16 protein-coding genes and 1 pseudogene are annotated in these 17604 nt (G+C 68.4%); 5 read left to right on the top strand and 12 right to left on the bottom strand.

What is annotated here, in order from left to right; translation table 11 throughout:
* Positions 1-162: 162 nt before the first annotated feature.
* The gene (locus ACAH41_RS03690; RefSeq protein ID WP_325655853.1) at positions 163-573 is read right to left on the bottom strand and encodes a PPC domain-containing DNA-binding protein; all 411 of its coding nucleotides are present in this window, start codon (positions 571-573) and stop codon (positions 163-165) included.
* 2 nt (positions 574-575) lie between these two features.
* Complete coding sequence (locus tag ACAH41_RS03685; RefSeq protein ID WP_325655818.1) at positions 576-2081, bottom strand: PLP-dependent aminotransferase family protein; 1506 nt, start codon at positions 2079-2081, stop codon at positions 576-578.
* Between the two features lie 153 nt (positions 2082-2234).
* Here ACAH41_RS03685 and ACAH41_RS03680 point away from each other — a divergent pair, with 153 nt between their 5' ends.
* Positions 2235-2630, top strand: coding sequence for a DUF2917 domain-containing protein (locus ACAH41_RS03680; RefSeq protein ID WP_325655817.1), 396 nt, complete (start codon positions 2235-2237; stop codon positions 2628-2630).
* Between the two features lie 99 nt (positions 2631-2729).
* On the opposite strand, the gene ACAH41_RS03675 is transcribed toward ACAH41_RS03680, so the two are convergent.
* The 8 genes from ACAH41_RS03675 to ACAH41_RS03640 form a co-directional block, all read right to left on the bottom strand.
* A complete protein-coding gene (locus ACAH41_RS03675; protein WP_325655816.1) occupies positions 2730-3212 on the bottom strand; it encodes an anti-sigma regulatory factor in 483 nt (160 codons plus the stop codon).
* Positions 3209-4243: an ATP-binding protein gene (locus ACAH41_RS03670; RefSeq protein ID WP_325655815.1), complete on the bottom strand. Its 1035-nt coding sequence runs from the start codon at positions 4241-4243 to the stop codon at positions 3209-3211. The genes ACAH41_RS03675 and ACAH41_RS03670 overlap by 4 nt, the downstream gene beginning before the upstream one ends.
* Positions 4240-4869, bottom strand: coding sequence for a SpoIIE family protein phosphatase (locus ACAH41_RS03665; protein WP_325655814.1), 630 nt, complete (start codon positions 4867-4869; stop codon positions 4240-4242). Before ACAH41_RS03665 ends, ACAH41_RS03670 begins: the two co-directional genes overlap by 4 nt.
* The gene (locus ACAH41_RS03660; protein ID WP_325655813.1) at positions 4866-5267 is read right to left on the bottom strand and encodes an anti-sigma regulatory factor; all 402 of its coding nucleotides are present in this window, start codon (positions 5265-5267) and stop codon (positions 4866-4868) included. Before ACAH41_RS03660 ends, ACAH41_RS03665 begins: the two co-directional genes overlap by 4 nt.
* Positions 5257-5631, bottom strand: coding sequence for an STAS domain-containing protein (locus tag ACAH41_RS03655; protein ID WP_325655812.1), 375 nt, complete (start codon positions 5629-5631; stop codon positions 5257-5259). Before ACAH41_RS03655 ends, ACAH41_RS03660 begins: the two co-directional genes overlap by 11 nt.
* Before the next feature lie 4 nt (positions 5632-5635).
* Positions 5636-6607 carry a protoglobin domain-containing protein gene (locus ACAH41_RS03650; RefSeq protein ID WP_325655811.1) on the bottom strand — a complete coding sequence of 324 codons (972 nt, stop codon included), beginning with the start codon at positions 6605-6607 and terminating at the stop codon, positions 5636-5638.
* A 214-nt stretch (positions 6608-6821) separates the two neighbouring features.
* The gene (locus tag ACAH41_RS03645; protein ID WP_325655810.1) at positions 6822-8927 is read right to left on the bottom strand and encodes an aminotransferase class V-fold PLP-dependent enzyme; all 2106 of its coding nucleotides are present in this window, start codon (positions 8925-8927) and stop codon (positions 6822-6824) included.
* Between the two features lie 81 nt (positions 8928-9008).
* Positions 9009-10319 (bottom strand): diguanylate cyclase, encoded by a 1311-nt coding sequence (locus ACAH41_RS03640; protein WP_325655809.1) that lies wholly within the window; start codon positions 10317-10319, stop codon positions 9009-9011.
* A gap of 74 nt (positions 10320-10393) precedes the next feature.
* On the opposite strand from ACAH41_RS03640, the gene ACAH41_RS03635 reads away from it, so the two are divergent.
* Positions 10394-11665, top strand: a complete 1272-nt coding sequence (locus tag ACAH41_RS03635; protein ID WP_325655808.1) for a TIGR03862 family flavoprotein — start codon at positions 10394-10396, stop codon at positions 11663-11665.
* A 25-nt stretch (positions 11666-11690) separates the two neighbouring features.
* Positions 11691-12368, top strand: a complete 678-nt coding sequence (locus tag ACAH41_RS03630) for a glutathione S-transferase (RefSeq protein WP_325655807.1) — start codon at positions 11691-11693, stop codon at positions 12366-12368.
* Position 12369: 1 nt separating this feature from the next.
* On the opposite strand, the gene ACAH41_RS03625 is transcribed toward ACAH41_RS03630, so the two are convergent.
* Both ACAH41_RS03625 and ACAH41_RS03620 read right to left on the bottom strand, forming a co-directional pair.
* Positions 12370-13335 carry a glycosyl hydrolase gene (locus ACAH41_RS03625; protein ID WP_325655806.1) on the bottom strand — a complete coding sequence of 322 codons (966 nt, stop codon included), beginning with the start codon at positions 13333-13335 and terminating at the stop codon, positions 12370-12372.
* Between the two features lie 311 nt (positions 13336-13646).
* Positions 13647-16331: a TonB-dependent receptor gene (locus ACAH41_RS03620; RefSeq protein WP_325655805.1), complete on the bottom strand. Its 2685-nt coding sequence runs from the start codon at positions 16329-16331 to the stop codon at positions 13647-13649.
* A 270-nt stretch (positions 16332-16601) separates the two neighbouring features.
* On the opposite strand from ACAH41_RS03620, the gene ACAH41_RS03615 reads away from it, so the two are divergent.
* Both ACAH41_RS03615 and ACAH41_RS03610 read left to right on the top strand, forming a co-directional pair.
* Positions 16602-17351, top strand: a complete 750-nt coding sequence (locus ACAH41_RS03615) for a GntR family transcriptional regulator (RefSeq protein WP_325655804.1) — start codon at positions 16602-16604, stop codon at positions 17349-17351.
* Positions 17352-17413: 62 nt separating this feature from the next.
* Positions 17414-17604: pseudogene (locus ACAH41_RS03610) on the top strand (MotA/TolQ/ExbB proton channel family protein); the annotation flags it as partial.

The raw sequence follows: 17604 nt of genomic DNA, 5'->3' as shown, positions 1-17604 counted from the left end.
ACCCGTGCCCACATGGCTGTCCCTCGTCACCGATTTTTGTTGGGCGTTTGCGAACGATGGCTTGCGGGCCGTGGCTTGCGTTTGGCGCCTGTGGCGCAGGCTACTTCGATCTCCGAAGGCTTGCCACCTCAAGAATCAGGACGTTGGCGGACCGGAACCGCCTTACACCTGACCCGGTGCGCGCCGCCTAGCCACCATTTCCAGGTAGCCCGTGTGCGGGTCCAACTCCCGCGTCAACTGCCACTCCGGCAGCAGCGCCAGCAGCACTTCCGCCGTGGTGCGGACGATGTTCCCGTGACCCACATGCCCACCCAGCACCGTGCCATCCGCCCGCGACACGGCCATGTGCAGGTGCACGCCGTTTTCTGCCAGGCTGCCGCTGAGGCTGAGGATTTCCAGGGGGCCTTCGACTGCGGTTTCGGTGTCGGCCTGGGCGAAGCGCAGCCTGGCTTGTGTGAGGCTGCCGATGCCGCAGACCACGAAGGCCGCGCCCACGTCCGGCCGGCGCGCGGCGTCTTCCAGCGCCTGGCGCAGGTCCGCACCGGGCGACAGGCGCAGCGGCAGCAGTTGCATCGTCATGCCGCCTTGGGCGCTGCGCCTGCTGCGTCGGCCATCTGCCTGGCCAGCTGCCCCACGCGCTGCAGCGCCTGCTGCTCCACCGTGCCCCAGGCACGGCCCAGGCCCAGGCGGATGCAGTGGTTGTAGCGGGCGGTGCTGCTGAACATCGGGCCGGGGGCGAGGCAGATCTTTTCGGACAAGGCGGCGTGGAACAGGGCCATCGCGTCGACGGCGCGGGGCAGTTCCAGCCACAGCGTGAAGCCGCCTTCGGGGGCGGTGATGCGGGTGCCGGCGGGGAAGCTTGCGGCGATCAGGCGGCGGGCCTGGTCCAGGCGGCTGGCGAGCAGCGCGCGCAGCTGGCGCAGCGCGGGTTCGTGGCCGGGCTGGTTCAGCAGGTCCGTCATCGCGATCTCGACCAGCTCGGTGTGGCCGCCGCTGAGCGTGGACTTGAGGCGCTGCACCTGTGCCGACCAGCGGCCGGCCTCGACCCAGCCCAGCCGCAGGCCCGGCGCCAGCGTCTTCGAGAACGAGCTGCAGAGCATCACCTGGCCGCGCGTGTCGAAGGACTTCACGGCGCGGCGGCCTTCGGCGCGGCCGGCCAGGTCGTTGATCAGCGCGTCCTCGATCAGCGGCACGTCGCGCGCTTCCAGCAACTGCAGCAACTGGCGCCGGGCGGCCAGCGGCATGGTCGCGCCCAGCGGGTTGGACAGCGTGGGCACCACCAGCACGGCCTTCACCGGCTGGGTGTCCAGCGCCAGTTCCAGGGCTGGCAGCGAAATGCCGCTGCGCGGGTCGGTGGGGATCTCCAGCGCCCGCAGGTGCAGGCTTTGCAGGATCTGCAAAAAGCCCCAGTAGGTGGGCGACTCCAACGCCACGGTATCACCCGGCTGGGTGACGGCGCGCAGGCACAGGCTGATGGATTCGACACAGCCGTTGGTGACCAGGATGCGGGCCGGGTCCAGCTGGCAGCCGATGGCCAGCGCGCGGCGGGCAATGGCCTCGCGCAGTGCGGGCGTGCCGGACCCAAACGGGTAGCGGCTCAGCGCGTGGTGGTGGCGCTGCGCGGCGCGGGTGATGGCGCGGCGCGCGCGGTCGCTGGGGAACATGTCGCCGCCGGGGCAGGCGGCGCCGAAGGAGACCATGGCCGCGTCGCTGGCGGCGGCCATCACCCGGTCCACGATGTCCGGCAGCTCCACCGGCTGGGACTGGTTGGGCGGCTGGGTCATTTCGGTCAGCGCCTGCGGGGCGGGCGAACTGCCGCGGCCGGTAGCAGCGGCCATGCGCCGCAGCGTGACGAAGTAGCCCGAGCGTGGCCTGGCCTCGACCAGCCGCCGGTCTTCGAGCGTGCGATAGGCCTGCAGCACGGTGGCCATGGACACGCCCTGCTGCTGCGCCATGTCGCGCACCGAGGGCAGGCGGTCGCCGCGCTTGAGCGCGCCGCTGGCGATCAGCGCGCCAATGCGCTCGGCCAGCTGCGCGTACAGGGAGGGCTCTGGGGTGGCAGCGGCTTCGACGGGCGGCATGGCCTTGATTCTGCGGCCGGCGCTGCCGGACGGACCGGTACAGCCGGCGGCCGAATCGACCGGTACAGAACAGCAGAGGTACCGCATCTGTACCGCCACAAGCTGCGGCGTTGTGCCTGTGCGCCTGGCGCGGGCCTGCCTAAGGTTGAGCCCATGAACACCACCACCGCCCCTGTCTCGCTGCGCCTGGTCGATCCGGGCGCGTCTTTTGTGCTGGCCCAGGGCCAACTGGTTCACCTGGGCCCGGCCGGACGGGCAGGGCCTGTGCTGGGCGCTTCTGCGGCGCCGTGGCGGCTGCAGGTGCAGGCCGGTGCGGTGTGGGTGACCTGGCCCGGCTGTGGGGACGATGTGTTCCTGTCGGTGGGCGAGGAGGTCGCGGTGCCGGCCGGCGTGACGGTGCTGGTCGAGGCCGAGCCGCGCATCTGGCGCGGTGCCGCACGGCTGGGCGTGTCGCTGCGGGAGGCTTCCCAACCCGGCACAGCCGCCCGGCTTTGGCGCTGGGTGCGGCGGTTGCGCGTGCCGGGTGCCGGCTTCGGATCGCCGGCATGAACGCGGCTCGCGCCGGGAGCGCCACAGCGCCAGGCGGCCTTCCGGTGTCCGCGCGGCCGGGCCAACCCGTTGATCGGCGCGTCCTCGATCAGCGGCAGCTCACGCGCTTCCAGCACCTGCAGCAGGTGGTGCCGCGCGGCCAACGGCATCGTCGCGCAGCATGGCGGAGGTCCATTGCCGCAGGGTGATGGTGGTCCCGGTGCCGATCTCGGATTCGATCTCGAACTCGTCGACGAGCCGGCGCGCGCTGGGAAGACCGAGGCCCAGGCCTTGCGCCGTCGAAAAGCCGTCCTGCATCACCTGTTCGACGTCCTCGATGCCTGGCCCTGCATCGCGAGCGGTGACGACGACGCCGCGCCTCGGTGCGTTCCCGACCGCGCTGAACTGAAGCTCGCCGCTCCTCGCATGAACGACGATGTTGCGCGCGAGTTCGGTCACCGCGGTTGCGAGCGCTTCGGACCGCACCTCGGAGAGTCCCTGCTGCGCGGCCAGTTCGCGGGCACGTCGCCTGGCGACCGCGACGTCGGACTCGTGGGAGACAAAGACGCTGTACCGGGTCGCGGGCGGTGGCCGGTCGGTCACGGATTCTCCTCGCCGCCGAGCGTGAAATAGAAGGTCGCGCCGCTGTCCATCCGTCCTTCGGCCCAGACGTGGCCGCTGTGGCGGCGAACGATGCGCTGGACGATGTTCAAGCCAATGCCGCTGCCCTCGAAATCGCTCGCGGCGTGAAGGCGCTGGAAGGCAATGAAGAGCTTGCCGGCGTAGGCCATGTCGAAGCCCGCGCCGTTGTCCCTGACGAAGTAGGTCACGTTGCCATGGCGTTCCTCGCAGCCGAACGTGATTTCCGCGCACTCGCGCTTGGCGCTGTACTTCCAGGCATTGCCCAGGAGATTCTCGAGCACGACCGCGAGCAGGTTGTGATCGGCGTTGGCGTGCATCCCGCGCTGGACCTCGAACTTGCCAATGCGCCCGGGCGCTGCGTCACGCAGCCGGGCGAGGATGCCGTCGGCGATGGCGCTCAGGTCCACGTCGACGCGGTGCAACTCGCTGCGATTGACGCGCGAGAGCGACATGAGGTCGTCTATCAGCTGCCGCATGTGCTGTGCGGACTCGCCAATCAGCTCGAGACACTTTTTCCCCCGGTCGTCGAGCGCGTCCGCTGAATGATCGAGCAGGAAGCGGCTCAACCCTTCGATGCCGCCGAGCGGATTGCGCAGGTCATGCGAGGCGGAATAGCTGAACGCCTCCAGTTCCCGGTTGGCAAGCTCCAGCTGTTCCTTCTGCTGGCGAAGCGTCTCGTTGAGCCGCTGCAGCTCTGCGTTGGCCTCGCGATAGCCTCGAAAAGACATCTCGAACAGAGAGAGCAGCTCCTTGAAGATTTCCGCCGCCGCGCGGCCAAACCGTGCCTGGTCCGCGGCAGGCGCGGAGAGCACCAATTCTTCCAGCGCGGTGCCGTGAAGACGTGCCATGTCGAGCACGCCCAGCCCTTCGGAGATGGCGCGCCGGCCCAGCTCATAGGCATTGCTCAGCGCAGATTCACCGCCGGCCTGGAGGTAGTTTTCGAGTGCCCGGACGTACTCCTGCTGGAACCCGTTGGCCTGCGCTCTGCTCATGCCGGGCTTCCCACATAGCGCGCGACGACGACGTGCGCATCATCGGCCCCGGTGGCGAAGCCGGCCAGGATGGCTTCTGCGATCTCCTGGGGAGCACATGCCATCTCCAGGCCTGCCGTGAATCCCCAGCGGATGCCATCGGTGGCCATGACGAGGGTATCGCCAGGCGCGACCTGCAATGCCTTGGCCTGAAGCGGCGGAAGACGGTAGCCCACGACGCCGCCACGCGAGACCAGGGCCTCACTGGCTTCATTGCCGTTTGCCAGCAGCCTGTTCACGCGCAGCAGCACGGCCGCCACGTTGCCAACGCCTGCCCAGGTCATGGACGAGTCCTGCGAGTCGAAGCAGGCCAGGCTCATCACTGCGCCGCGTGTCTTGCGCAGGCCTTCGTGGCAGCGCTGCAGGAGCCTCGGCAATTGTTCGCCCGCATGGGCCTCCAGCAGCGGCACCGTCGCTGCAGCGGCTTCCGCTGCTTCTGCACCGTGCCCGAGTCCGTCGACAAGGGCGACCAGGGTGCCGCCGACGAACGGCGTGACGACATGGAGGTCGCCCGAAGCCGATTCGAGTGCGCTGCCCGCCCATCCCCATTGGATGATCGGATGCAGGTCAGGCACGGCGCCACTCATCGCAGCCACTTCCTCATCGTCACGGTCGTGCCCCGGCCCGGCGCGGAGACGAGCTCGAAGTCGTCCATCACGCGCTTTGAACCGGGCAGCCCGACGCCCAGGCTCCTGCCGGTGGAGTAGCCGTCGCGCATCGCCAGCTCGATGTCGGGAATCCCGGGACCCTCATCCCAGGCGATGATCAATACCCCCCGGTGGCCACCTTCATCCAGCAGCCCGATGCTGACCTTGCCTTGCCTGGCATAGGTGACGATGTTGCGCGCGATCTCGGAGATGGCGAGCGCGATCATCGTCTGGTCCGTGCTCGAAAATCCGGTGGCCGCGGCAAGCTCGCGGCCTTTCTGGCGAGCGGAGACGATGTCCGCTTCGCACTCGATGGACACCGTCACGTCAACGGTCACCGTGACCTCCCAGCCGCGTCATCTTGTCGACTTCCGCGAGCCCCTCCTCGAGGTCGAGCGCCGTCGCCACACCGTCCAGCGACAAGCCGAGCTGGACCATCGCGAAGGCGACATCGGGCTGGATGCCGACCACCACGGTGTGCGCGCCGCGGAGCTTGGCGGTATAGGCGATGGCCAGGAGCGTGCGCGTCGCGAACGAGTCGAGCACGTCGAGTGCCGTCACATCGATGATGACACCGCGGCTGCGCAGCCGCCCGACCCGCTCGGCGAATTCTTCCTGAAGCCGGACAAGGTCCTGGTCCGAGAGCGCCGCCTGTATCGAGGCGATGAGCACGGCGCCCTGCTTGAGGATCGGAACGGCCACGGCTTCAGGCCCTTCCGAGGGAGGCGGCGACCACGGCATCCGTCGAGAGCATGCGATATCCGAGGATGCGTTCGGCCTCTTCGAGGCCGCCCTGGAGGTCGCCCACGGTGTTCAGCGAGGACAGCTCGATCCCCAGCGTCACCAGCGATTGCGCCACGTCCGCGGTGAGCCCGGTCACGATCACCAGCGCCCCCATCAGCCGTGCCGCAGCCACGGTCTGCAAGAGATGGTTCGCCACCTTGGAGTCGATGGTCGCGACCCCCGTGACGTCCATGACGACGACCTTCGCGCGGTTGGCGCGTATGGCCTGCAGCAGGCTTTCGGTGATCAGCCGCGCGCGCTGGGTGTCAATGACCCCGATGATGGGCAGCAGCAGCAGCCGTTCGCGGATCTGCAGGACCGGCGTCGACAGTTCGCGGATCGCCTCCTGCTGCTGGCGGATGATGCGCTCGCGTTCGAACACGAGGATGTCGACAATGATGCCGATGTCGAAAAAGGCGACCTTCTTCAGCGCCATGAAGTTCTCGAACCCTTCCGCAGGGTCCTGCGCGAACTGCTTCATGATCGCGTTGCCGATGTGCCTCAGCAACTGGTGGAAGGCGCCGAGAAAGGTGCGTGTATCGAGTCCGGCGCGGGCGTAGAGCACACCGAGTTCAAGGCGTTGCTCGACATACCTGGATCCGTAGTTGCCTTGCACCATTGCAGCCAGGTGCTCGGCCTTCAGTGCGCGGGCCTTCTCCACGAGTTTGCGGCTCGCCATCAAGGGGCGGGCCTCGTCCAGGCCGGAGAGGTGATTGAAGAAGGTCGCCACGCAGTCTTCGGTGTGCTGCGTCACGACCTCCCTGACTGCCGCGATGCGCACAAGGTCTGCCGGTTCGAGGCCGACGATTCTCTTTCGCCGCTCGATGGCTGAATCGGTGAGCCCCATGTCACGCATCAGCGTCTGCGTGCCGCCGGCTTGGGTCTGATCGGTCATGTTTGCCCTTCGGGGAGACTGGGTATACCGGCGCGCAGACATCGTTCAGACATCGTTGCGGGCCGGTGTTTCATGTTACCCACGGGGCTATGAACAGAACAGCGGCGCGGCCATGCCCACGGCGCTCACATGAGATTGGGAACTGCCGCCTGACGGCTGCCTGCGGGAAGCCTCGCAGCCGCAGTGGCAGTGGCAGCGTGACCTGGCGCTGGCTTCAGATCGCCGGCATGAACACCGGCTCGCCCTGGGCCTGCCACATGGCCAGGCCGCCTTCCAGCGTCCAGGCGGCCGGGTGGCCCAGGCGCCTCAGGGTTTGCGCGGCCTGCAGGCTGCGGCCACCGCTGCGGCAGAAGAACAGCAGCGGCCGGCCCGGTTCGGCCAGCCAGGCCGGCGCGCCTTGCGCCGGGTCGGCCAGGCGTGACAGCGGCAGCGCCTGCAGCTCGGCGCCGTGCAGCGCCGGCATGTCGCTCAGCAGCTGCTCGTAGGGCTCGCGCACGTCCACCAGGCGCAGCCCCGGCTGGCTGCGCACGAAGGCGGCGAGCGTGGCCGGCGAGATCGCTGGCTGGGCCGCAGGCTCGCTGGCTGCCGTGATGCGGCGCAGCGCGGCCGGGCCGGTGGCCTCGCTGCAGAGCACGGTGCCAGCCGGCAGCAGCTGCGCCAGTGCAGGGTGCTCGGCAGCGCCACCCACGAAGGCCAGTGCCGGTGCGCCTTCGCGTTGCAGCAGCCACACGGGCTGCGCGGCGCGCGGGCCGTCCGGGTGCGTCGCGTCGGCCGGCAGTTGCAGTCGGCTCAGTTGCAGCGCGCTGGCGGGCGGCGCCAGCGTGTAGACCGCGTCGCTGCGGCCAGGCCAGCCCTGGGCATCGGCATCGGCGGCGAGCTGCGCCAGGTTGGCGGCGTCGCAGGCCTGCAGCAGGTCGGCGCGTGCGGTGGCGGCAAGCAGCGGTGCACGGGTGTCCAGCACGGCATGCAGCTGCAAGCTGTGACAGCGCAGCAGCCGCGCCACGCGCTCGTTGAATTCGGGCTGCGGGTCCAGCACCCAGGCCTGGCGGCGTTCGCCGTCCACCAGCAGCCAGCTGCTGGCGCCGCCAGCGCTGAGCTGCAGCACGCCGTCGCTGGCCAGCGGGTCTTCGCTGGGGCCAGCCAGGCAGCTGCGGCGCAGCGCCAGGCCGCAGGCGGCGATGCGGGCCACGGCTTCGGCTATGAAGGCTTCGTCTGCCGCCGGGCCAAAGGACAGGCGCACCGCGCTGGCGGTCTGCCAGTCCGGCAAGCCCATGGCCTGCAGCACGAAGCTGGGCGCGGCCTGCGCGGCGCTGCAGGCCGAGCCGCCGCTCACGCGCACGTCGGCCGCATCGAACAGGTCCAGCAGCAGCCGGCTGGGCAGGCCGGGCACCGAGAAGTTCAGCGTGGTGGGCAGGCTGCCGGCCAGCGGCGCGTTGAAGACCAGGCCGGGGAAGGCGGCGAGCAAGGCCTCGGCCAGGCGGTCGCGGAAGCGCTGCAGCTGCGCACCGCTGCGGAAGGTGCGGCCGTCTTCCAGCGCGGCCAGCACGGCACCCAGCGCGGCAATGCCGGACATGTTTTCGGTGCCAGAGCGCAGGCTGCCTTCCTGGCCGCCGCCAGCCAGCAGCGGCGTGAACGGCGCGCCGGGCCGCACGTAGAGCAGGCCGATGCCTTTGGGTGCGTAGAGCTTGTGGCCGGAAAACGGCGCGTAGTCGATGCGGCGTTCGGCCAGGCGCAGCGGCAGCTTGCCCAGTGCCTGCACGCCGTCCACCATCCAGAAGGCGCGGCTGCCGGCGGCCTGCAGCGTGGCGGCAATGCCGTCCAGGTCGCTGATGACGCCGGTTTCGTTGTTCGCGGCCATGGTGCAAACCAGGCCTGCGTCCGCTGCATGTCCGGCCAGCCAGGCCAGGTCGTGTTGCCCGTCGGTGCCCACCGGAATTGCCTGGACCTGCAGGCCCAGGCCGAGCAGCCGGTTCCAGTGTTTCAGGGCTTCCGGCACAGCCTTGTGTTCGGTGGCGCCGTACAGCAGCAGGCTGCCGACGGGCTCGCCGCGTTCGCGGCGCTCGCGCAGCGCGCCCAGGCTGGACAGCACGGCGGTCTGGATGCCTTCGGTGGCGCCGCTGGTGAACAGCAGCTGGCCGTCACCTGCGCCGAGCAGGCGCCGGGCCAGCGCCCGCACGCCGTCGATCAAGGCCTTGGCCTTCAGCCCGGTGCTGTGGATGGAACTGGGGTTGCCGTAGTCGTCGACCATCGCCTGGATGGCGGCGGTGCGGGCCTGGGCCAGCACCGGGGTGGTGGCATTGGCGTCGAGGTAGATGTCCATGGTGGCGGGAGGCGGCGTGTGGCCGCTTGTGGCGGTCAGCCAGAGGGGAAGATCGGTCAATGGTAGCGGCTGCACCCGCGGCTATTCACCGTTGGTGTGGGTGTCGATCAGCACCGAGCGGTTGCGGCCCTGGCGCTTGGCTTCGTAAAGCGCCAGGTCGGCCTGGTTCAGCGCGCTGTCCAGCGTGTGCTGCTCGGGGCGGATGAGCGCGGCGCCCAGGCTGATGCGGCAGGGCAGCTGGCGCTCGCCCAGTGTCAGCGGATGTTCATTGAACAGCAGCGGCAGGCGCTGGGCCAGGCTGGCCGCGTGTTCCGGCCCGTCGAGCACGACGGCGAATTCGTCGCCGCCGACGCGGGCGAAGATGTCGTCGGCCCGCAGCGTGGCGCGGACCAGCTGCGTCAAGTGGCACAGCATGGCGTCGCCCGCGGCATGGCCGTGTTCGTCGTTGACCTGCTTGAAGTGGTCCACGTCCAGCAGCAGCAGGGCCATGGGCTGGCCGCGCTGGCAGGCGTCGCGCAGTCGCTGGCCGGCTTGTTCGATGAAGCTGCGGCGGTTGTGCAGGCCGGTCAGCACGTCGGTGCCGGCCAGGTGGCGCAGGCGGTGTTCCAGCTGGCGGCGTTCGGTGATGTCGAACATTGCGCCGGCCTGGCCGGCCGGGCGGCCGAATTCGTCGCGGTAGACGGCCTTGTGGAACATCACTTCGCGCAGGTTGCCGTCGGCCCAACGCACCTGGGCTTCGTAGATCTGCCGCGTGCCGGCGGCCAGCAGCTGGCGGTCGGCCTCGGCATAGGTGGCCGCCTGGGCTGGCGGCGCCACTTCATAGACGGTGCGGCCGATGACCTGTTCGCGGGTCAGCCCCAGGTAGTCCAGGAAGGCCTGGTTGCACTCGGTGTAGAGGCCGGCGGCGTTCTTGACGAAGATGGGCGCGGGCAGGTTGTCCAGGCTGGCGCGCAAGGCCTGCAGCTCGCTGCGCAGCTGGCGCAGCCTGGCGGCCGGGCCGCTCTGGGTGCGGGCCTGGATCAGCAGCCGGCGCAGCGTGCGGGAGATGGCCTGCGGCTCGGCTTCGTCCAGCACGTCCCAGGCACCGGCGTCCCAGGCGCGTGCCAGCTGTGCTTCGCGATCAGGTTGGCCGTCGTCCGGCAGCCAGAGCAGCCAGGGCGACAAGTCCAGGCCTTCGCCGCGCAAGGCGTCCAGCAGCAGCGCGTGTTGCCCGTCCGGCAGGTCCAGCACCCAGAAGGCCTCGCCAGGCGGCTGCGCATGCCAGCACTGCACCAGCTCGGACAACAACTCGGGCCTCGCCTGCAGGTCTCGCCAGCGCAAATGCGAAACCAGCTGCGGGTGCAGCAGGGCGGGGCAGGCATGGTCGCTGAGCAGGAACAGGCAGGGCGTCATGAGGATCAGTGGCGGGCGCCGGTGGGCCGATTATGCGCAGGCCTCGGGTGCCGCTGGCATAGACTGCAGCACCCATGAATGATGCTTCTCACACCGCCGTGCCCGGCGAAACGCCGCGTGTCGCGGTGATCGGCGGCGGTCCCGCCGGCCTGATGGCCGCCGAAGTGCTGGCCGCCGCCGGCCTGCAGGTCGACCTGTTCGACGCCATGCCCTCGGTGGGTCGCAAGTTCCTGCTGGCCGGCAAGGGTGGGCTGAACCTGACCCATGGCGAGCCGCTGGCCGGCTTTGTCAGCCGCTATGGCGAGGCCGCGCCGCAGGTCGGCGAATGGCTGCAGCAGCTGTCGCCACAGGCCTTGCGCGACTGGGCCGCCGGCCTGGGCATCGAGACCTTTGTCGGCAGCTCCAACCGGGTGTTTCCCAAGGAGATGAAGGCTGCGCCGCTGCTGCGTGCCTGGCTGCACAGGCTGCGCGTGGCCGGCGTCGTGTTCCACATGCGGCACCGCTGGCAGCCCGCGCTGGCGCAGCCGCTGCGCTTTGAAGGTCCGCAAGGTCCCATCAGTCATCAGGCAGGTGCCGTGGTGCTGGCACTGGGGGGCGGCAGCTGGGCGCGGCTGGGTTCGGACGGGGCCTGGGTGGCGCCACTGCAGGCGGCAGGCGTGCCGGTGCGGCCCTTGCGGCCGGCCAATTGCGGCTTCGACGTCGCCTGGAGCCCGCACCTGGCCGAGCGCCATGCCGGCGCGCCGCTGAAAAACGTGCGCCTGCTGTTCGAGGGCAACAATGGCCGGCGCTTCGAACGGCTGGGCGAATGCGTGTTGACCGCGGGCGGCCTGGAAGGCTCGCTGGTGTATGCCGCGTCCGCCTTGTTGCGTGACAAGATTGCCGCTAGCGGCAGCGCCACACTGGCGCTGGACCTCATGCCGCAGCGCAGCCTGGACGAGCTGGTCACGGCGCTGTCGCGCGGCCGCGGCACGCGCTCGCTGGCCAATCACCTGAAGGAGCAGGCGGGGGTGTCCGGCGCGAAGGCAGGGCTGTTGCGCGAGGGTTTGTCGGCCGAGCAGTGGCAGGACCTCTCGCGCGACGCAGCCTGGCTGGCTGGCCGCATCAAGGCGCTGCCTGTGATGTTGACTGCACCGCGGCCACTGGACGAAGCCATCAGCAGCGCGGGCGGGCTGGCGCTGTCCGGGCTGACGCCGCAGCTGATGCTGCAGCGGCATCCCGGCTGGTTTGGTGCCGGCGAGATGCTGGACTGGGAAGCGCCCACCGGCGGCTACCTGCTCACGGCGGCGATGGCCAGCGGCAAGGTGGCGGCGCAAGGCGTGCTGGGCTGGCTCGGCCGCCAGGGTTGAGGATCAAAAAGAGGAGACCGTGTCGATGATCGTCGTCCACCACCTGAACAACTCGCGCTCGCAGCGCATCCTGTGGCTGCTCGAAGAGCTGGGCCTGCCGTACGAGGTCAAGCGCTACGAGCGCAACAAGCAGACCATGCTGGCGCCGCCGGAACTGCGGCAGGTCCACCCGCTCGGCAAGTCACCGGTGATCACCGATGGCAACGCGACCATGGCCGAGAGCGGCGCGATCATCGAGTACCTGCTGGCGACCTACGGCGCCACCAGTGGCCTGCGCCCGCCGGTCGCCACGCTGGAAGGCCAGCGCTGCACCTACTGGCTGCACTTCGCCGAAGGCTCGGCCATGCCGCCGCTGCTGCTCAAGCTGATCTTCGGCCGCATCCAGACCGCGCCGATGCCGTTTTTCGTCAAGCCGATTGCCCGCGGCATTGCGCAAAAGGTGCTGACCATGATGGTCGAGCCGAACATCAAGTCCCAGCTGGACTTCATGGAAGCCGAGCTGTCGCAGCGGCCCTGGTTCGCGGGCGCGGACTTCACCGCGGCCGACATCCAGATGAGCTTTCCGCTGGAGGCTTCGGCCTCGCGCGCCGGGCTGGATGCGAGCCGGCCGAAGTTGATGGACTGGCTGCACCGCATCCACCAGCGGCCGGCTTACAAGCGGGCGTTGGAGAAGGGTGGGCCGTATGACTATGCGAAGGACTGAGTCAAAGCCCGATCTTGCCGAAAGCGCCAGCGGCCAGGCCTGGCAGTGAATGGCACTTCGACGAGACCGCCGTTGCGCCACCCGGGCAAGGCGCGTCTCGCTCCAGTGACCAGTAGTAGACGCCGGCCAGCCGATGCGTGCGCGCATCGGCCAGCAGCAGTGCCGCGTCTTCCGGTGTGAACACGTTCTCCGTCACGTCATTGACGCCGAGCATCGCCGTCAACGCAATGCGCGGCAGCGGCACGCCGAACTCGCGTTGCAGGTTCAGCGCGGCTTGCAAGCCTGAGCGGCCCATGTCGCAGCGGCTGTCGCTGGCACGCAGCACGCAGCTCGCCGCGCTCGCCGGTCCGAAGTCCATCACCATCAGGTTGACGACTGCCGTGTCGAAGCGATGCCGCTTCAGTGCGGCCATCACCTTGGCGCCGGTGGCGTTGAGGTTCGCGCCGCGCGCATCGCTGCCAGCCAGCGTGGCCAGCGTGAAGCTGAATTGCCATTCGGGGTGGGCGCGGGCGGCGTTGGCCGCGGTGCGCACGAGGTCGTCCAGTTGCTGGTCGGTCTGGCCGCCCTCGATGTCGAAGTCGAAGCCCGCCAGCGCCGGGCTGGCGTAGCGCTGCGTGAAGGCCTGCATGCCGGCGTCGCTGGCGCAGGTGAACACGCCGGCCTGGCCGCCGGTGGAGATGCGGTAGCGCATGCCGGCCTGGGCGAAGGCCGGCGTGTTGGCGGCGGCCAGCTTCGTGGCATCGATGCCTGGCCCCCAGTCTTCGGCACCGCATTCACCGCTTGCGAATGCCCACACCACTTCGCGCGGCCGGCCCGGCAGCGCATTGCGGCCGGCCTGCACCAGCGGCGCGGGCCGCTGTTCGCCGGCCACGCTGCGCAGCGCGTGCGTGGCCGGGTCCAGGCCCTGGACGATGTGCAGGTAGGGCACGTAGCGCAGCGGCGGCTGGCCGGCGGGCGACGTGGGCATCGCGCAGCCGGCCAGGGCGCTCAGAACCAAAATGGCGGTTGGCAGCAGGGGGCGGAAGGGAATCACGTATTGGGGTGCCTGAATGGGTGCCCATGAAAGAGGGCGGCAGGCTCATTGATGTTTTCAAAATTCGTGACATAGCCCCCCCGTTCGGGCTGAGCCTGTATTTCCGATCGTCCTGAGCTTGTCGAAGGGAGCCGGCGCGTACCTCGACGCAAGCATTTCGACAGGCTCAGTGCGAATGGATCCAAAACTGTCTCGAATAAGGGAAGCCTCAATGGAAAGCCGCCGCCCGGCCCTCGGGGCCTCATTCAGAACTTCACGCGGACACCGCCGAAGTACATCTTGCCAGCCTTGTAGACGCCAGCGACCTGGGTCGTGTCGGTCTTGTAGACCTTCAGCAGCGGGTCGGTCAGGTTCTGGGCTTCGAAGGTCAGCGCAATCATGTCGTTGACGTTGTAGTTCAGCGCCAGGTTCAGCTGGCCGTTGCCGTTCTGGAAGTAGTCGGCGCCACCGCGGTTGCCCAGCTTGTAGGTCGAGCGGTGGCTGTAGGCCAGGCGGGCACTGAAGCTGTCGTTCTCGAAGTACGCGCCAACGTTGTAGACGTCCTTCGAGGTGCCATACAGCGTGCAATCCTCGGTGGCCGAGCCGTTGCAGGTGCCAGTGGCGAGCTTGTCGGTCTGCCTGCCGTTCGAGCGGGTGTAGTTCAAGTCCACGCCGAAGCCCATGCCGAGGCCGGCCTGGAACATCACTTCGAAGCCGGTCATGCGGCCTTGGGTGTTGACGGGGCTGGAGATGTCGTACGTCGCGACCGTGCCGGGAACCGGTGCCGATGCGTCGATGTAGTCCAGCTGCTGGTGACCGTAGGCAATGACCCCGTCCAGCTTGCTGGCGAAGAAGCCCACGGCCAGCGCCGACTTGGGCGCGAAATACCATTCGGCGGACAGGTCCAGGTTGTTGCTGCGGATCGGGTCCAGGTACGGGTTGCTGCCGACGCCGTTGTGCTGGAGGTCGCGCAGGTCGTTGCCGGCGAGCTGGCCGTAGTCAGGGCGGGACAGGCCGCGGTTCAATGCAAGCCGGCCCACCAGGTCCTTGCCCAGGTCCGCACGCAGGTTCAGGCTGGGCAGCACGTCGGTGAAGCTCTTCTTGTAGCTGGGCTGGCCGCCCGGCAGGAAGGCCTCGATGTCCTCGTTGGTGCGGACCACGCGCACGCCGAAGTCGCCGCTGATGGTGTCGGCCGGCGAGAACTCGGCCATCACGTAGCCGGCGCCGGTCTTCTCCTTGATGTCGAATTCCTGCTGCGTGGCGTGGCCGGCAAACGTCGCGTACTGGTTCATCCAGTCGACGACGAAGTCGTTCCTGATCTTCCAGGGACTGAAGCCCGGCGTCGGGTTGACCGGCAGGCCGCCGTACCAGTTGTCGCTGTAGTGGGTGATGGCAGCGTCGGTGATCAGGTCCTCGCTCTTCGCCGCAGCGTCCAGCTGCATGTTCAGCTTGGTCAGCGAACGGCGGTGCGAGGTGGCGCGGGCGCCCCACTTGACGGTGTGAACGAAGTCGTTGTCCAGATGCAGCGTGGCGTCCAGCTGGGCGTAGTTCTCCCGGTCGGCCGACGAGGTGTAAGAGCCCCAGCCGCCAATGCCGGCGCCGGTCTTGGTGAGCGTGTCACCGCCGGGCACGTTGAGGATCAGGATGCCGTCCTTGTTGACCGAGTAGCCGGAGCCCTGGTCCCAGCCGCTCCAGACTTCGAAGCCGACGTCCTTGGTGCGGGCGCCGCCGTTGGTCGTGCCGATCTTGCTGGTCAGGGTCAGGTTGTCGGAAACCAACCACTTGCCGTCCAGGTTGATGAACTTCGAGTCGGTCTTGGCGTCGGGGCGGATGGCCACGTCTTCCACCGCCGAGAAGGCGCCGGCCGAGCCGCCGTTGTTGGCAAAGGCATCCTTGCCGAAGAAGACGTTGCTGATGGTGCCGTTGTTGACGGTGTAGTCGCCGGTGGGCGTGCCGGTCTTGCCGTTCCATCCCGGGCCGTTGAACGGGTTGACCGTGTCGGCCATGAAGTTGGTGTTGTAGTTCTTCGCGTCCACCGTCGAGTAGAAGCCCGAAAGGTTGAAGCTCAGCCGCGGGTCCACCTTCAGCTGCGCTTCCAGGTAACCGCCTTCGCGCTTGCGCTCCTGCTCGAACAGCACCGCGCCGCTCAGGTAGCTGACGTTCTTGCCGGCAAGGTCGGCGATCGGGTAGGTGGCGGGCGTCTTGTCCCACCACACGCCTTCGGAGCCGGCGCGCTGCAGGTGGCGCGTCTGCGAGAAGACCTGGCCCAGGATGCCGAAGCTGCTGTCGTTGTTCTTCCAGTTGATCAGCGCGCTCAAAGACGGATCGGTCTTCTTCGCTGCTTCCGAGTGCGCGGCTTCCAGCGTGACCACGCCGGAGAGCGTCTTCTTGAAATCCAGCGGATGGCGGGTCTCGATGTCCACGTTGCCGGCGGCGCCGCCTTCGGGCAGGTCGGCACGCGAGGACTTGTTGACCACCACGCGGCCGATCAGGTCGGACGGCAGCAGCGTGAAGGTGACACTGCGGCCGCCGGCGGCGATGTTCGGGCCGTACCAGTCCCCGGTCGAAACCAGGTGTCCGTTCAGCGTGGTCAGCGTGAGCTGCGAACTCAAGCCGCGCAACTGCACATGTTCGTTTTCGCCGAAAGAGCCTTCGGCCGATCCGGCGCTGGTGGTCGTCACGCCGGGGATGCGCTGCAGCGAGTCGGCCACGTTCTTGTCCGGCATCTTGCCCACATCTTCCGCGGTGATCACTTCCACGCGAGAGCTGGAATTGCGCTTGCTTTGCAGGGATTGCTGCATGGCCGCGCGAATGCCGGTGACCTCGACCTGTTGCACGCCATCGTCCGGCGCGCTGGCAGCGGCGGCCGGGGCGGGCGCGGTCTGGGACAGGGCAGCCGTGCTCACCACAAACAGTGCGGCGGCGGCGACAGGGTTGAGTTGCAGTTTCATGGACTCCTCTGTTGTGTGGGGCGGGTCAATTGATGAGTACCAATGTACTACCAAACAAAACCAATTTGCTACCACTTTTCACTGAGGAAGACCCTGATCCGTATCTTCTCCGCCCTCTTTGCAGGGAGACTTGGATTTCGTCCGGACCGATGCGCGCAAACCGGGGCACATCCACTGGCATCAGCTGGTACTGCAGTGGTACTATTTGAATGTTGTCTGCAGAGCCCTCGCTACACTTCCCAGCTGACCGATACGGAGATGTGCTGACCGATGAGCCCGACCCTGGCCGAACGCCTGCTGCCCTTGCTGGATGCAAGCAGCAGCCAGCCTCTCTATCAGCAGTTGCAGCGCGCATTGCGCGACGCGATCGAGCAGCACGTGCTGAGCCCGGACGACGCGCTGCCCTCGGAGCGCCAGCTGGCAGCCGAACTGGGCGTCTCGCGCATTACCGTGCGCAAGGCGATCGACGGGCTGGCCGGAGAAGGTCTGCTGGTCAGCCGGCAGGGCTCGGGCAACTTCGTCAGCGCCCGCATCGACAAGAACTTCTCCAAGCTCACCTCGTTCTCGGAAGACATGCGCGCCCGCGGCCGCACGCCGCGCAGCGAGTGGCTGCGCCGCACCGAGGGCACGGTTTCGCCAGAGGAAGCGCTGAAGATGGCGCTGAGCCCCGGTACCACAGTGTTCCGCTTCCACCGCCTGCGCTATGCCGACAACGCGCCGATGGCGCTGGAATACGCCACCGTGCTGGCTTCGGCGCTGCCTTCGCTGGCATCGGTACAAAACTCGCTTTACGACGCCCTGGAGGCCGCAGGCCACAGACCGGTGCGCGCGCTGCAACGTTTGCGTGCATTGCTGCTCGATGACGAGCAGGCCGGGCTGCTGCAGGCCCAGCCGGGCGATGCCGGCCTGCTGGTCGAGCGCCTGGGCTACCTGCGCGATGGCCGTGCCATCGAGTTGTCCCAATCCTTCTACCGCGGCGACACCTACGACTTCATCGCCGAGCTCAACACACAGGGCTGACCACCATGTCCATGGTTTTTTCGGAGGACCCGCAGAAGTCGGGTCAACGCAGCTACACCGGCCTGGCCACCGTCGGCTCCACCGCACCGTTCGTCGGCCTGTTCGGCACGGGCTGGGGCATTTACCACGCACTGACGGCCATCGGCATCTCGGGCCAGGCCTCGATCGACAAGGTTGCCGGCCCGGTCGGCGAAGCGCTGATCATGACCGCCTTCGGCCTGGCCGTCGCGGTGCCTGCGGTGATGGGCTACAA

It is taken from the genome of Ideonella sp., assembly GCF_041287625.1.
GTDB lineage: Bacteria > Pseudomonadota > Gammaproteobacteria > Burkholderiales > Burkholderiaceae_C > Ideonella.
This window is presented reverse-complemented; position numbering and strand designations above follow the sequence as displayed.